Source organism: Patiriisocius sp. (assembly GCF_051252435.1).
Taxonomy (GTDB): Bacteria; Bacteroidota; Bacteroidia; order Flavobacteriales; family Flavobacteriaceae; genus Patiriisocius.
In genome coordinates this window covers 26452-40905 of sequence record NZ_JBPOFW010000003.1, presented here as the reverse complement: position 1 = coordinate 40905, position 14454 = coordinate 26452, and the positions used below count along the sequence as shown (strand labels likewise).

General features: G+C 36.0%; 15 protein-coding genes. 2 read left to right on the top strand and 13 right to left on the bottom strand.

All coding sequences use genetic code 11. The features are described from left to right. Positions 1–74: 74 nt before the first annotated feature. The 5 genes from ACSHW7_RS07660 to ACSHW7_RS07640 form a co-directional block, all read right to left on the bottom strand. The gene (locus ACSHW7_RS07660) at positions 75–677 is read right to left on the bottom strand and encodes a tRNA (guanine-N1)-methyltransferase (protein WP_435678756.1); all 603 of its coding nucleotides are present in this window, start codon (positions 675–677) and stop codon (positions 75–77) included. Between the two features lie 137 nt (positions 678–814). Beyond that, entirely contained in the window at positions 815–2140 is a 1326-nt protein-coding gene (locus ACSHW7_RS07655) for a cryptochrome/photolyase family protein (protein ID WP_435678755.1), read from the bottom strand. 16 nt (positions 2141–2156) lie between these two features. Beyond that, complete coding sequence (locus ACSHW7_RS07650) at positions 2157–2852, bottom strand: SDR family NAD(P)-dependent oxidoreductase (protein WP_435678754.1); 696 nt, start codon at positions 2850–2852, stop codon at positions 2157–2159. Between the two features lie 101 nt (positions 2853–2953). Continuing rightward, complete coding sequence (locus ACSHW7_RS07645) at positions 2954–3415, bottom strand: SRPBCC family protein (protein WP_435678753.1); 462 nt, start codon at positions 3413–3415, stop codon at positions 2954–2956. Between the two features lie 349 nt (positions 3416–3764). Then, the gene (locus tag ACSHW7_RS07640) at positions 3765–4430 is read right to left on the bottom strand and encodes an MIP/aquaporin family protein (protein ID WP_435678752.1); all 666 of its coding nucleotides are present in this window, start codon (positions 4428–4430) and stop codon (positions 3765–3767) included. Positions 4431–4554: 124 nt separating this feature from the next. Here ACSHW7_RS07640 and ACSHW7_RS07635 point away from each other — a divergent pair, with 124 nt between their 5' ends. Next, positions 4555–5397 (top strand): DUF2911 domain-containing protein, encoded by an 843-nt coding sequence (locus tag ACSHW7_RS07635; RefSeq protein WP_435678751.1) that lies wholly within the window; start codon positions 4555–4557, stop codon positions 5395–5397. 95 nt (positions 5398–5492) lie between these two features. After that, entirely contained in the window at positions 5493–5915 is a 423-nt protein-coding gene (locus tag ACSHW7_RS07630; protein ID WP_435678750.1) for a hypothetical protein, read from the top strand. A 54-nt stretch (positions 5916–5969) separates the two neighbouring features. Here the strand turns inward: ACSHW7_RS07630 and ACSHW7_RS07625 are convergent, their stop codons facing one another. The 8 genes from ACSHW7_RS07625 to ACSHW7_RS07590 form a co-directional block, all read right to left on the bottom strand. Beyond that, entirely contained in the window at positions 5970–7673 is a 1704-nt protein-coding gene (locus tag ACSHW7_RS07625) for a sodium:solute symporter (protein ID WP_435678749.1), read from the bottom strand. After that, on the bottom strand, positions 7673–7801 hold the full coding sequence (locus ACSHW7_RS07620) for a hypothetical protein (RefSeq protein ID WP_435678748.1): 129 nt from the start codon (positions 7799–7801) through the stop codon (positions 7673–7675). The genes ACSHW7_RS07625 and ACSHW7_RS07620 overlap by 1 nt, the downstream gene beginning before the upstream one ends. Positions 7802–7822: 21 nt before the next feature. Continuing rightward, positions 7823–10315: a PIG-L family deacetylase gene (locus ACSHW7_RS07615; RefSeq protein WP_435678747.1), complete on the bottom strand. Its 2493-nt coding sequence runs from the start codon at positions 10313–10315 to the stop codon at positions 7823–7825. 199 nt (positions 10316–10514) lie between these two features. Continuing rightward, positions 10515–11432: a septum formation inhibitor Maf gene (locus ACSHW7_RS07610; protein WP_435678746.1), complete on the bottom strand. Its 918-nt coding sequence runs from the start codon at positions 11430–11432 to the stop codon at positions 10515–10517. Positions 11433–11529: 97 nt separating this feature from the next. Further along, entirely contained in the window at positions 11530–12123 is a 594-nt protein-coding gene (locus tag ACSHW7_RS07605) for a Maf family nucleotide pyrophosphatase (RefSeq protein ID WP_435678745.1), read from the bottom strand. 9 nt (positions 12124–12132) lie between these two features. Further along, positions 12133–13041, bottom strand: coding sequence for a geranylgeranylglycerol-phosphate geranylgeranyltransferase (locus ACSHW7_RS07600; RefSeq protein ID WP_435678744.1), 909 nt, complete (start codon positions 13039–13041; stop codon positions 12133–12135). Positions 13042–13050: 9 nt separating this feature from the next. Next, complete coding sequence (locus ACSHW7_RS07595) at positions 13051–13578, bottom strand: KdsC family phosphatase (protein ID WP_435678743.1); 528 nt, start codon at positions 13576–13578, stop codon at positions 13051–13053. A 32-nt stretch (positions 13579–13610) separates the two neighbouring features. Beyond that, positions 13611–14366 carry a Rossmann-like and DUF2520 domain-containing protein gene (locus ACSHW7_RS07590; RefSeq protein ID WP_435678742.1) on the bottom strand — a complete coding sequence of 252 codons (756 nt, stop codon included), beginning with the start codon at positions 14364–14366 and terminating at the stop codon, positions 13611–13613. Between the last annotated feature and the right edge of the window lie 88 nt (positions 14367–14454).

Genomic DNA, 14454 nt, shown 5'->3' with positions numbered 1-14454 from the left:
AAAAAGGTTCAATGAATTTCCAATTGTTGGAAATTCATTGAACCTTTTTAAGTTCTATTGAAGTTTAACGCAGACTATTTATTCTTATTGATCTCGTCTTGAAGTTTACGTCTTGTTTGCTGTAATTCTTCTAACTTTTTCTGACGATAGTCTTCAAATTCTGCTTCGGTTTCTGCGAGCTTTTCTTTTGACTCTTTAGTGACGGTGTTACTATTTTTAAATCTGAAAATGAAAATAATTAATCCGATTAATAAGATACCAATAATGGACCACATTAGCGTGTTATAGGTGCTTTTAGACATTAGTATACCAAATAATTCTATTCCATCTTCCTTTTCTTGAGAAGCGGAAAGCTCGTTTTGGGTAGTTTTCAATGTACTTTCGAGAGTGGCAATTTCAGATTCTTGCTGACCAATAGTCACATCTTTCGATGCATTTGAATTTTTGAGTGTTGATATACTATCAGAAATACTTTTCTTTAAACGGTTAAGTTTATCAACCTTCACTACTTCATATCTTTGTCCTCGTTCCCCTTTATAATTATTAGATCCTTCAAAGATTTCAACAAATTGTTTTTCGATAGTATTTGGTTGGTTCTCAGTTTCATCTGATGTTTGTGCGTTTAATGAAATTGAAATAAATAATAGGGAAGATAGTAATGCTACTTTAAAATTCATGATGTTAGTTTGGTTTGTGCAAATATAACTTTTCGAACAAAGAAAAATTGTAGTAGAACGCTCTAAATTTGGTTTAAAATCAATTTTAAAAATGCTGAAGCCAACTGAAATGGGTGTGATTATTAAATTCAGAAAATTTAAGAAACAGCCTCTTTATACGTTTTTAAACAACGCTCGCGTGCTTCTTTATGATCAACCATCATTTCGGGGTAGGAATCGGTACCAAATTCTGGTACCCATTTTTTGATATATTTGTGTTGTTTGTCAAATTTATCAACTTGTGTCATTGGGTTGAAAATCCTGAAATAAGGCGCAGCATCTACACCACTTCCAGCGGCCCATTGCCAATTGCCCACGTTGCTCGATTGTTCATAATCTAACAATTTTTCAGCAAAATATGTTTCTCCCCAGCGCCAATCTATTAACAAGTGTTTGCATAAAAAACTAGCAACCAGCATGCGCACTCGATTGTGCATATATCCCGATGTATTCAACTGCCGCATTCCAGCATCAACTAAGGCATAACCAGTTGTTCCCGTTTTCCATTTTTCAAATTCCTCTTCGTTATTGCGCCAATCGATGCGGTCATATTTGCTTCGGAATGCTTTTTCTTGCGTTTCAGGAAAATGCCATAAAATTTGCATAAAGAATTCTCTCCAAATCAATTCGTTCCAAAAAACTTCGTTGTTTTCAGAAATTGCTTTTTTCATCATTTTACGAACGCTCACCGTTCCAAAACGTAAATGAGGTCCTAAATGTGACGTTCCGTCCTGAGCTGGAAAATTTCGGGTTTTTTCATACTCTTGAATTAGCGTGGGAGTAACATCGTACTCAGGAACTTCAATAGAAGATTTTTCAAAACCAATATCATTTAATGTAAGATTGGGCAGCCGGCTATTTTGATACAGATTTTCTAAGTGCTGACTTGTATAATAAATCTTTAAATCTTTATCCGCATCAAACGTTGCCTTCCACTTATTTTTAAAAGGAGTGTAGACTACATAAGGGTCTCCGTCGTCTTTAATAACATCGTCTTTTTCAAAAATTACTTGATCTTTATACGTGTAAAACCCTATGGTTTCATCATCATTTCCAGTTTTAACCGAGGCTAAATATTCTTTAATTACAGTATCTCTGTCTTGTGCATAAACTTCGTAATCTCTATTTGTTATTACGTTTTGAACATCAAAATCCTTAATAAGTTGTTTATAGATTTCTAAAGGTTTTCCATGATACATGGCTAAACTACTTCCTTCTTCTTGTAGTTCATTTCGCATTTTTTGTAGTGTGTCAAAAATAAAACTTACTCGGGCATCGTCTTTGGGTAATTTGTCTAAAATTTCAGAATCAAAAATAAAGATGGGAAGTACTGGAAATTTTCCGTGAAGGGCTTTATAAAATCCTATGTTGTCATCTAGCCGAAGATCTCTGCGAAACCAAAATATATTTACTTGTTTTGACATACTATTTAATGAAATTTTACTGAGTTTGCAATGTTGACATCCCGCCATCAACACCAATTATCTGTCCTGTCATCCAAGAGCTTTCTTCACTTAAAAGAAACGAGGCAATATTGGCAATATCTTTAGTCGTCCCAACTCTTTTTAACGGGTGTTTTTTACCCATCGCATCTTTTTTGTCATCGTTTGAAAGAAGTCTTTCTGCTAGGGGAGTGTCAGTCAATGAAGGTGCTATGACATTCACTCTCATGCTCGGAGCATTTTCGGCCGCTAACGCTTTTGAGAAACCTTCGATAGCTCCCTTTGCCGCGGCTACACTAGTGTGAAAAGGCATTCCCACTTTAACGGCAACCGTACTAAAAAAAACTAGACTGGATTGTTCACCTGCTTTGAGATTGGGCAGTAATCCCTGAACCACTTTGACCAAAGAGATAAAGTTGACGTTTAAATCCTCTAGAAAAGCTTCTGGTTTTAGTCGTTTAAATGGTTTTAAATTAATACTTCCTGGGCAGTAAACTAAGCCGTGAATCGCTTCAGGAAGGTCTAATGATGTAATATCGTCTTCAAGTGCATCAAAAGTATGATGCGTTACTCCTTCTAGCGAATCGTCATTGGTGCGTGATGCAATGATAATATTATGCGAGTCTTTTAATTGATTTGCAATTTCTCTTCCTATTCCGTAGGAACCTCCTATTAATAGTATATTTTTTTTCATGGTGTTAGTTTTAAAATTCTGATTCTCCTAAAGACCATTATTATGAGCCTCAAAATGTGTTATTTGTTTTTCAAAAAACTCGGTTTGAAAAGGCGCAAATATTACATTTCACCAAAGAGCTCAATGAGTTTATTTCTTCGGTATTCAAAGATTTCGTCGAGTTTTGGTTTTACTAAAATGGGATGAACCAATTGACCTAAAATCCCCATAGGCACTTTATAATCAACAATATCTTCCATTTCTACGCCGCCATCAATCTCATTGATAAAATGCTTGTGATGCCAAAGGGAATAGGGCCCAAAGCGTTGCTCATCTACAAAATATTCTAAATCCTTAACATGCGTAATTTCGGTGACCCATTTTGTTTTGATTCCTAAAACTGGAGTTACGATATACTGGATAATTTGGCCGGGATACATAGGTCTATCAGCACCAGATAGAATATGGAAACCCATATAATCTGGTGTTATGGTCTTCAGATTTTTAGGGTTTGATAGAAAATCCCATGCTTGTTGTAATGTAATAGGCACGCGTTGTTTGGCGTGTAATGTATAAATTTTCATACCACGTTTTTAACTGAAATTAATTTCAGTATTTAAAAGTCAATTATCGTCTGAAAATTAACTGGCTAATCTATTTCCGTTGATTTTCATTAAACGATACATTGCATTTGTAGCTTCGTTTTTTCTCCTTCGGAAATTAAAAAGGGATTTTAAAAAATTGATGTTCTTTTTCATTTTGATTTTTTCAGATAAAGATATTACTGTTTGAAAGTTTATCAATTAACTTAAACAAAACATTAACAGTTTGATACAGTTATTCTGAAATTTAAATTCCGGAAAAGATATTTTCAAAAAATCACAAATGATACAATTATTTGGGTGCTGTTACATTTCAGAAGCTATGAAAAAATCAACATTCTTTTTTAAAACAGTCTTTTGGCTTGACGAGTTTAGCACACAGAACGGCAATAATACAGCCAATGATAGGACCAATAATATAAAGCCAAAGATGCTGCATATTACCTGATACAACCGCTGGCGAAATGGATCGCGCGGGATTCATGGATGCACCGGTAATTGGGCCAGCAAACATAGCTTCGAGCAAAACAACGCTACCAATGGCAATCCCAGCAATCACTCCAATTTCCTTAGAACCCGTGGAAATATTTATGATAACTAGCATGAGGAAAAATGTAAGGATGATTTCAAAAATAAAAACTTTGAATACGTCAATTTGCGGTAGAGTAGCACCTAAGGTTTCGCTTTCGGGGAATAAATAATAGAGAATTCCACTTGCCAGAAAAGCACCTCCTATTTGTGCCACGGCGTAATAAGGAACTTCTTTCCACGGAAATTTTTTAGCAAAAGCGAAACCTATGGTAACGGCTGGGTTCATGTGAGCACCGCTAATGTCGCCGTAGGCATATATCATTGCCATAACGATGAGTCCAAATGTGATGGCAACTCCAGCATGACTTACGGTACCTCCCGTGAAATCGTTTATTACCATGGCTCCTGTGCCACAAAATACCAGTGCGAAAGTTGCTATAAATTCGGCTATAAAACGTTTTTGCATAGGGAAATAGAGTGTTTTATTAATGTTTCATTTTAAGGTTTTATTAACTGTTTTGCCACCTACGTATTTGTAAATTGCACGAAGAATCTTATAACCTTATTAACACAAATAAAACACAAATAAAATGAAAAAAACATTTTTTTACGCAGCAATGTTGACCCTAACGATGGGTACTTATGCTCAAATTAAAACTCCAGCAGCAAGTCCGTCTCAAGAGATAGAACAAAAAGTGGGATTGACAGATGTAACAGTTGAATATTCAAGACCATCGATGAAAGGTAGAACTATATTTGGTGATTTAGTACCTTACGATAAATTATGGCGCACGGGTGCAAATAAAAACACTATTATAACTTTTAGTGATGATGTAATAGTTGGTGGAAAAGAATTAAAAGCAGGAAGCTACTCAGTATTCACAAAGCCTGGGGCAGTGAACTGGGATGTATATTTTTATACCGATACTGAAAACTGGGGAACTCCAGAAAAATGGGATGACAGCAAAGTTGCGGCAACTTTAAATGCAAAGACATATGCAATGCCAATGCCAGTTGAAACATTTACACTTTCTTTTGACGACCTTAAAAATGATGGTGCAAGTTTAGGAATAATGTGGGACAAGACATACGTAGCAGTTCCTTTTACTACTATGACAGACAAAATGGTAACTTCTAGCATAGAAACTGTAATGAACGGCCCAAGTGGTGGTGATTACTACAATGCAGCTGTGTACTATCTTGAAAACGGAAAAGACATCAACAAAGCAAAAGAGTGGATTGACAAGGCGGTTGCATCAAACGATAAAGCGTTTTGGTACAAAAGACAACAATCGTTGATCTATGCAAAAGCTGGTGATAAAAAAGGTGCTATAAAGGCGGCAAAAGAGTCAATGGCACAGGCACAAGAGCAAGGTAATATGGATTATGTTGCATTGAACAAAAAATCATTGAAAGAGTGGGGAGCAATATAATCTGTTCTTTTATAAATTTCAAAACGCCTCTTATTTTATAAGGGGCGTTTTTTATTGTAAATTTCAAACCATATTTCTTATTTAATTTTAATAAAATGAAATTTTTCTTCCTAATATTTATATTATGTATTTCATGTAATAGAATTTTAAATTCTAAGTATGATAAATATATTAATGAAGAGTTTAATTTGGAAATGACAGGTATAATTTCTGAAATAAAAACAATTGAATATTCTTATGGGGTTGTTTGTCTTAGTGATGTTTTTTCGAATGAAGAGAGTTATGTTAAAGAGATTGACAATAAATATTTCTGTAAATTATATAAGAATAAGGCAAAACTAATTGTTATTACTTATCAATTAGAAGTAGGAGATTCTATAGTTATTAACGAGTCTAATGATAAAATAATCTCTCAATATAGAAATGGAAAATTATTAAAAAAAAATAAAATTCAATTTCCGGAAGGTAATTTTAAAACATTTTTTAAAAAGGCAGATTCAATCAATTGTTATAATTAAAATATTAATTGATAGCAAATTTTAAACGATATCTGTAGGATTTTCATAATGCCACTATTCAATATTTGAAAGGATATTCTGGGTATCTTTATTTCCAATCACTCCCTGCAACACAAAAGCAATAAAAATAACTAAAGCAGAGCCTGCAAGGTTTAACCATAAGTAAGGCATTAAATCAATCCACCAAACATAAAAAATTATCGCTTGTGTAATAATCGCTGCGATGAATACGGCTTTACTTTTAACGTATTTGAAAAAGAAAGCAAGAAGGAAAATGCCCAGTACATTTCCGTAGAAAATAGAGCCAATAATATTAACGAGTTCAATCAAGTTTTCAAATAAATTGGCGACGCATGCGACGCATATTGCAATGACGCCCCAGAGCATGGTAAACCATTTTGAAGCATTTACATAATGTTTGTCACCTTTGCCTCGAATGTTTCGTTTATAAAGGTCAATCGTAGTGGTAGAGCCCAAAGCATTTAGCTCTGAAGCTGTGGAAGACATCGCCGCACTCAAAATAACCGCGAGTAGCAATCCAATCAATCCCTTGGGTAGATTATTTAAAATAAAATGAATGAAAACGTAATCTTTATCATTCGTTTCAGCATCTGGATTTGCTTTTATAATAGTTTCTTTCGCCTGTTCTCTTAATGCTGCTTCCTGAGTGTTTAAAGCAGAAATTTCAGAAAGAATCCCACTTTTATCCGCATCATCTTCCATCACAGAAAATGTAAGTTGCTTGGCTCTAATCTCTTTTTCTAATTGCGTTTTCTCAGCTTCTAAGGATTGATATTCCTGTGCAAATTCAGATTCCATAACATCTTTTACAGAGCTTGGATTAAAATGCAAGGGGGAGCTGTTAAATTGGTAGAAAACAAAAACCATAACACCCACTAGCAAAATAAAAAACTGCATGGGTACTTTTAAAAGTCCGTTGAAAATCATTCCCATTTGCATTTCTTTCATGGAACGACCACTTAAGTAACGTTGCACTTGGCTTTGGTCTGTTCCAAAATAAGACAGCGCCAAAAAACTTCCACCAATGATTCCACTCCAAAATGTATATTTATTATCAAGGTTAAATGAAAAATCAAGCACATCCAATTTTCCGCTTGCTCCTGCAATTTGAAGTGCTTTATCAAAGTTGATATCAAGTGGTAGATAGTTGAGAATGATTAAAAAAGCAAGAAACATTCCACCAAAAATGACTGCCATCTGTTGCTTTTGCGTAACGCTCACAGCTTTGGTACCGCCACTTACGGTATAAATAATCACGAGAACTCCAATAATAACGTTCAATTGGATTAAATCCCAACCCAACACGGCAGATAAAATAATCGCGGGTGCAAAAATGGTAATTCCAGCTGCGAGACCACGTTGTATTAAAAAGAGAATTGCAGTAAGTGTGCGCGTTTTTAAATCGAAACGCGTCTCTAAATATTCGTATGCCGTAAATACTTTAAGCCTATGATAAATGGGAATAAAAACAAGGCAAATAACGACCATCGCAATGGGCAATCCAAAGTAAAACTGTACAAAACCCATCCCACTATGAAATGCCTGTCCCGGAGTGGAAAGAAATGTAATCGCACTCGCTTGGGTAGCCATAACACTCAATCCAATGGTCCACCAACGAGAGTCACTACCACCTTTTAAGTAGTCGGTTACATTTTGACTTCCGCGCGCTTTATACGTTCCGTAGAGAACAATAAAAACTAACGTACCAATGAGGATATACCAGTCTATTTGTTCCATTAGGCGTAGTGTTTCATTAAAAGATAAAAAAGGAGGATATATCCAGCGTTAAGTAAAAGAACGAGTGTGAACTTCTTTTTCCAGACAAATTTGTCTTTTACTTCTTCAACTACTTTATCTACTTCCATAATTATTATTAGTTGTGTTTTTTACTTCCCAATCGAAATCAAATTAGCAAACAATCTATAGGCTCCAGGCACTCCCGCTGGTAACTCCCTAAAAAAGCTGAGTCCTGTGTAGATGTAATAGCCTTTACCATAATTGGCAACGAGTAATGAACCCTTTGACATAGAATCGCCTTTATCTTTCATCCCTAAAATAGGTGTAAACTCTTTTCCCCATTCGCTTGGGAAATACAATCCGCGCTCTTGCACCCAATTTTCAAAATCGGCTTCTGTTATTTTGTTTGGCGAATTTAAAATAGGATGATCGTTCTCTAATAATTTGACCTCGCTAAACTCATCTGTCACGCGGTCTCGCGAAAGTTTTAATTCATAAGGCACCAAATCTTCTGTCACCAATCTATGCGAAGTGTTGTATTGTAAAATTAACGTCCCGCCATTTTCAACGTAGCCGTCGAGTGCTTTTTTAGCAAATGCCAATTCGGGCACTGTATTGTAGGCTCTTATTCCTACAACGATGGCATCAAATTGTTTTAAATTTTCTTCGGAAATTTCTGCTGCTGAAATCGTCGTAACATCATACCCAATTTGTTTTAAACTCTCCGGGATGGCATCTCCAGCGCCATTGATATATCCAATATTCTGTCCTTTTTTCTCAATCGAAATTCGAGCCACTTTAGCTTCCGAAGGCAATAAAACCGACTGATACGGAATATGGTCGTAATCCATTAAAACCAATTCTTTATCATAATAAGAGTCGCCCACTTGAACCACGGGTTTCAATAATCCTTCACTTTGATTTTTTGGTGGTGTAATTGTAAAATTAACCGTTGTACTTTCTCCCGAACGTTCCAAAGAAAATACTTGAGAAGCAGGATTAACGTTCCATCCGTTGGGAGCATTCAGTAAAACTGTCCCGCTCACATTGTCCTTTCCCGCACGAACTGTCACAGGAATCACCTTTGAATTTTCATCAGCAAAAATAAGTACTTTTTCAGCAATGCTGGATGTTGCTTCGGGCAATACTTGCAATGGGCGATACACTTCGCCATCCACAGGGTCGTTAAATTTATAAACCACATCTTTCATGATGTTCAACGTAGAACGACCTATTTGTAAATTAAAAACCACTTGCTCTGGCGCAGGCGTTTCTGGCAATCCAATCATCTCTTTTGGTGCATTGTACATGCCTAATGTTCCTTTTTTGTTCAACCAATATGCAGTTGAGGGCATATCGTTTTCTGAAACGAGCTGCACTTCAAGTTCCGTTTTTTCATTGTTCAATAAAGAAATAACGTTGTTGTTTAAGGTTTTTCCCGAAACAGTTTCAATACTATTTAAAACCACAGGCTGACCGCTGCGATTGATGGCTTCAATATTTACCTTAAAAGAAGCTTTCGGATTGATGGTTTCGGTTTCTGAAATGGCTTCTAAAAAGATTCCGCCGCAGTCCAATATCAATTTTTCCAACTGCGGAAGTTTAATGGATTTCCAGTGTTCATCTTTTGAAATTTTCAGCAATTCATACGCCTGTAACAATTGTGGAATCATTGCCGAAGGGTCTTTGAAATTAAAGTTTTCGGCTAAAGGGTTCAAAATATTTCCAATGGTAGTTCCTCCTTCAATGCGTGACCACGTTGTATTAATGCCATCAAAAAGGTTAGTATTATCTGATGGGAAATCTCCTTTTAAAAATTCTAAATATTCTTTTTCATTTCCGCGGGAACCTGTACTTCCAAAACCTTGGCTTTTGTGCATGCTTCGGCTCAATGATGCGATTTCGCCATTGGAAAGCCCTAGAGCAGGGTAGTAGCCTCCAGTTTCAACAGTCACTAATTTTGATTTGTCTGCAGCTTCAAATTTTTCTCTACTTCCGTAGAACCACCACGAGGTGTTAAACATCAATCTTTTGGGTTGCCAAACACCATATTCTTTTGCTGTTTGAGGATATTTTGAAGCATCGCTCACCAAATCAAACGCATCAAAACTCAACATTGCCGAAGAGGTGTGATGCCCATGTGTGCTTCCCGGACTGCGATGGTCAAAACGATTTACGATTACATCTGGCTTAAATTTACGAATGGCACGAACTACATCGCTCAATACTTCTTCCTCGTTCCAAATTGCCAACGTTTCATCTGGGTGTTTTGAATATCCAAAATCATTGGCACGAGTGAATAGTTGCTGTCCCCCATCGGTGCGACGAGCAGCCAAAAGTTCCTGCGTACGAATTACGCCTAAAAGTTCTCTAATTTCGGGGCCCACTAAATTTTGTCCTCCATCACCACGCGTTAGAGATAAATAGGCTGTCCGCGCATGCAAATCATTTGCGAGGTATGAAATTAACCGTGTGTTTTCATCATCGGGATGCGCTGCTACGTAGAGTGCGCTCCCTAAAAAATTGAGGTTTTGTAATTCGTGATATATCTGTGAACTGGTAGGTTTTTTAGGCTGTTGCCCGAAAGAAGTTGCTACAATTCCGAATAAAAAAAGAATTGAGGCAAAGCGTAATTTTATCATTGAGCTACTATTTTATCTTAGTGTCTCAAATATACCTAAAATGGTACGTGGGTTAAATATGTTAAGAGTTCTTTAACGTTTGCGGATGTGTTTAAAGTTCTTGGTTGAGAGTTAAATTTAAAAAGCGCAAGCTACGTCCGGTTGAGAATCGAAAGCTAGTTTCAAACTAAGAATTATTGAAATAAACCAATTAAATTTTTTACAAACCCAATTCCTCTCTGAGTTCACTATACTTTTCGCTATTTCTATTCCAATATGGAGACTGAATACGTTTCATCAATTTTGCAGTTGTTATGGTTCCGTCTGCATGTGTTTCTTCCCAACTTTCAATGGTGTGAGGGAAATCAATACGATATGTAATGCGTATTTCTTTATTAAGTTCTGGATAGGTGAGTGTATAAATATTATCTCTTTTCGCTCTTTTTGTATCTGCAATGGCGTTATATGCTTTAATTTCTTTATGCGCTAACCGTATGGTTTCAAAAGCTGGGATAACCTTGAATTCTCCCACAGGTAATTCTGACGGATTTAAACGAATGATGTTCCAAAGTTCATCTTCTAACCACACTTTCTCTAATGATAATTCTTGGTCGGCTTCACTTTCAAAATAGGAGTGTGCGCTAATCTCAAAATTCGCTTTATTGTTTAGTTGCATATAGGTTTGTCCGCACCATTCTTGGACCGAGTTGGCTATTTTCAATGCGTGTCTGCTATCATTAATAGGATTGAAGGTGCTGGTCATAATGCTATAAGGATAGATTCCGGTATTGAATTTTTTTGTGAGATTCAATTTGAGCATTGAGATATTTTCCTCTGCTTGGCTATCCGCTTTTACTTGTAATTTTGGGTTGAAATCTTCGGTTACAAAAACGGTTACTGCAGTTCCTTCTCTAATTTCGCCATATCGAGACTGACTTAATGTATAGCTTGAAATTTCAGCAGTGCCAGCAAACCAATAATCACTAAATTCCTTGGGAAGCGTTCGTGGCATTGCATCGACGCTGTTTTCAGAATTTGAAATTTCCGAAGTATCTACAGCCTGCTTTTGGTCTTTTTTAGTTTCGCAACTTGTAAAAAAGAGGAGTGATGTGATTAATAGAAGAAATATTTTTTTCATAAAGGCATTTTTAGAATAAATTGTTGAACATCCTCAGATCAGCCCTCTTCTTCAAATGAGAGGGGGAAGCTTTTTTTAAGAATTATTTAAAGTTACGTTATTTCTTTTCGGAAGCTAGCTCCAGTAACGTTTCATTAACAAGTCTCGTGGGTAGCCCCATGACGTTGAAGAAACAACCTTCTATTTTTTCAATTCCAACATAACCCAACCAATCTTGTATTCCGTAACTTCCGGCTTTATCAAAGGGTTTACAGGTATGTAGGTAATATTCAATTTGTGCTTCGGAAATTTCTTTAAAATAAACCTTGGTAACATCATAGACCGTTTTTTGCCAATCTCTCGAAGTAAAACAAACCGAAGTTAAAACTACGTGCATTTGTCCGCTAAGGCTTTTGAGCATTGCTTTTGCATCCTCAAAATCTTTGGGTTTGTTAAGCGCTTCATCTTTGTGCCAAACTATGGTATCGCTCGTAATGACAATATCATTTTCTTTCAAATCTGTAAATGCCGAAACTTTCAATTGTGCCAAGTAATTAGTGATTTGTTCTCGTTTCATTTCCGAAGGAAAAACCTCATCAACTTCTCTTACGTCAATGGTGAAATCTAAATCTAATTCTTGAAAAAAGTGTTGCCTTCGTGGACTTCCCGAAGCAAGAATGATATTGTAGTTTTTTAATTTTTCTCTAAGCATAACTAAATTTTAATAAGTGAATGGATATAAAGCGAGCGAGCAGATACCCAAAAACATAATGATTTTTAAAAGGATTGAGATTTTTGAAAAATCTGATTTCTTTTCGGCTTTCCAAATAGTTACTAATACAAATAATAGGGGCGCAATAATTAGAAATAGGAAATAGAGTACTAACGATTTGGCGCTATAAATATGCATATAAACATGATAAACTAGACCACCCAATAAACAAATTGTGAGTCCAAAAGCAACATAAACCGATCGCTGACGGCCAATCGCAATAGGTAAGGTGTTTCTTTCGCCTTTTTGGTCACCGTTGATATCTTGTAGGTCTTTAATGATTTCTCGAATAAAATTAATGCCAAAAGCAAACAATGCGTATTGCAATAATAGGGTCGTCGCTGTTAAGGTTTCTTCGGTTACTCGTTCTCCAATGGCGGGGTACAAATCAAAAATAATAGGCATTATAAGTACGATTGCAACAAGCAAAGAAACTACTATATTTCCAAATAAAAGTACCGACTTAAAACTTACTGAATAACCATACAACATCGCCGCAATAATTACAAATACAGCTGCTAACGAAGGGTGACCTATTAAGTTGCTCAAAATAAACCCCGATAAGACTCCTGTAAATGTGAGAACTATATAAAAAGTAGAGGCGTTTTTTTCTGAAATTTTAGTCCCAATTAAAATCCGACTTGGATGGTTAATCTTATCTGTTTCAACGTCGTAGATATCGTTTATTACATTTCCGCCTGCGGCAATACAAATTGTAGCTATTATTAATAGTGAAAAAGTGAATCCGTCCAACGTAGTGGGGAATTGCATCGCTTCTAGAAACCCGTATTTGACTACTGCCAATAGTAATACTATGAGCAAAAGGTTTATGGGTCGGGTTAGTTTTAGGTAATGCATTTTAAAATTCTAATCATATTTCGCACTCACATTCCCACTGTAATCCCATTTGCCTTGCACTTTTAGCACTTGTTCTATAACATCTCGCACGCAACCGTGTCCACCATTTTTGTGGGAAACATATTTACTCAATGCTTTAATTTCCTGTACAGCATCCTGTGGGCAGCAGGGGAGACCTATAGTTTGCATCACATGATAATCTGGAATATCGTCGCCCATGTATAAAACCTGTTCGCGATTTAAGTTGTTATCTGCAATGTATTTTTCGAGTGTTTCAGTTTTGTGGTGAGCGCCTAAATGGATGTCTTTAATTCCGAGTCCGGCGAGTCTTTTTCGTACCCCTTCATTGGTCCCTCCCGAAATGATACAAATGTTTAAACCTTTATTCAAAGCTTCCTTTAAAGCAAAGCCATCTTTAGTGTGCATCGTGCGAAACATTTCGCCTTCGGTGTTGATATTTATAGTGCCGTCTGTGAGTACACCATCAACGTCAAAAACGAGGGTCGTAACGTTGTTTAAAAGTTGTTTGTAGCTCATAATTCGTAATATAGATTTAGTCTATAGTTAGTTTATTTTCTTTCTTCTATGCTTTTAGTCAATGATTTATACACTTCTTCTTGAAGTTTATGTTTAATCATTGATTTATGCTTTTCAATAGTAGCAGTATCACCTCTTTTTGCCGGTCCGGTTTGTGATTTTGATGGAGAGAGCGTCTTAATTTTCTTTGCGGTTTCAGAAATTAGCGGTTTTAATAATTCAAAATCCAAGCCTTTTTCTTTTAAGATATCTTCGGAAATGTGATACAATTCATTCACAAAATTATTCACAAAAACTGCTGCTAAATGAATTTGTGCTCGTTCATTTGAAGAAATATCGACCACTTTATTTGAGATTGATTTACCTAATTTCCGAAGCAATTTTAAGTCATTTCCTTCTTCCGCTTCAATGCAAATGGGGATGATTTTGAAGTCAACTTCTGTCTCTTTTGAAAATGTTTGTAAAGGATAAAAAACACCTCTTCTTTGTTTATTAGAAATAGCATCCATCGCGACACCTCCCGAAGTATGCACAACCAATTTATTTTTTAACTGTAATTGCGCTGTAAAAGTTTTGATTGCATCGTCTGGGATGGCAATAATATAGACATCGGCTGTTTTGTCAATATCCGTAATTTTTGATGTAAAAGTAGTTTCGGTATTGTTGAGGGAAGCTTTGGTTGTATTTCGGCTATACACTTGTAGCACGTGGACTTCCTTTGTATCATGGAAAACTTTATGTAGATGTTGACCCACATTTCCGAAGCCTAAAATAACGACGCGTATCATAGGGTAAAAATACGTTAAAATTTTGGCATTAATAAATGCATTTGTTGTAGCAAAACGGCTTTATGTCGTATTTTTGCAAAAAAATTAT

Bases quoted from the DNA above. Each gene is read 5' to 3' on its own strand.
- ACSHW7_RS07660 (WP_435678756.1), bottom strand. From the start codon at position 677: ATGAATTTTAAAGTAGCATTACTATCTTCCCTATTATTTATTTCAATT.
- ACSHW7_RS07655 (WP_435678755.1), bottom strand. From the start codon at position 2,140: ATGTCAAAACAAGTAAATATATTTTGGTTTCGCAGAGATCTTCGGCTA.
- ACSHW7_RS07650 (WP_435678754.1), bottom strand. From the start codon at position 2,852: ATGAAAAAAAATATACTATTAATAGGAGGTTCCTACGGAATAGGAAGA.
- ACSHW7_RS07645 (WP_435678753.1), bottom strand. From the start codon at position 3,415: ATGAAAATTTATACATTACACGCCAAACAACGCGTGCCTATTACATTA.
- ACSHW7_RS07640 (WP_435678752.1), bottom strand. From the start codon at position 4,430: ATGCAAAAACGTTTTATAGCCGAATTTATAGCAACTTTCGCACTGGTA.
- ACSHW7_RS07635 (WP_435678751.1), top strand. From the start codon at position 4,555: ATGAAAAAAACATTTTTTTACGCAGCAATGTTGACCCTAACGATGGGT.
- ACSHW7_RS07630 (WP_435678750.1), top strand. From the start codon at position 5,493: ATGAAATTTTTCTTCCTAATATTTATATTATGTATTTCATGTAATAGA.
- ACSHW7_RS07625 (WP_435678749.1), bottom strand. From the start codon at position 7,673: ATGGAACAAATAGACTGGTATATCCTCATTGGTACGTTAGTTTTTATT.
- ACSHW7_RS07620 (WP_435678748.1), bottom strand. From the start codon at position 7,801: ATGGAAGTAGATAAAGTAGTTGAAGAAGTAAAAGACAAATTTGTCTGG.
- ACSHW7_RS07615 (WP_435678747.1), bottom strand. From the start codon at position 10,315: ATGATAAAATTACGCTTTGCCTCAATTCTTTTTTTATTCGGAATTGTA.
- ACSHW7_RS07610 (WP_435678746.1), bottom strand. From the start codon at position 11,432: ATGAAAAAAATATTTCTTCTATTAATCACATCACTCCTCTTTTTTACA.
- ACSHW7_RS07605 (WP_435678745.1), bottom strand. From the start codon at position 12,123: ATGCTTAGAGAAAAATTAAAAAACTACAATATCATTCTTGCTTCGGGA.
- ACSHW7_RS07600 (WP_435678744.1), bottom strand. From the start codon at position 13,041: ATGCATTACCTAAAACTAACCCGACCCATAAACCTTTTGCTCATAGTA.
- ACSHW7_RS07595 (WP_435678743.1), bottom strand. From the start codon at position 13,578: ATGAGCTACAAACAACTTTTAAACAACGTTACGACCCTCGTTTTTGAC.
- ACSHW7_RS07590 (WP_435678742.1), bottom strand. From the start codon at position 14,366: ATGATACGCGTCGTTATTTTAGGCTTCGGAAATGTGGGTCAACATCTA.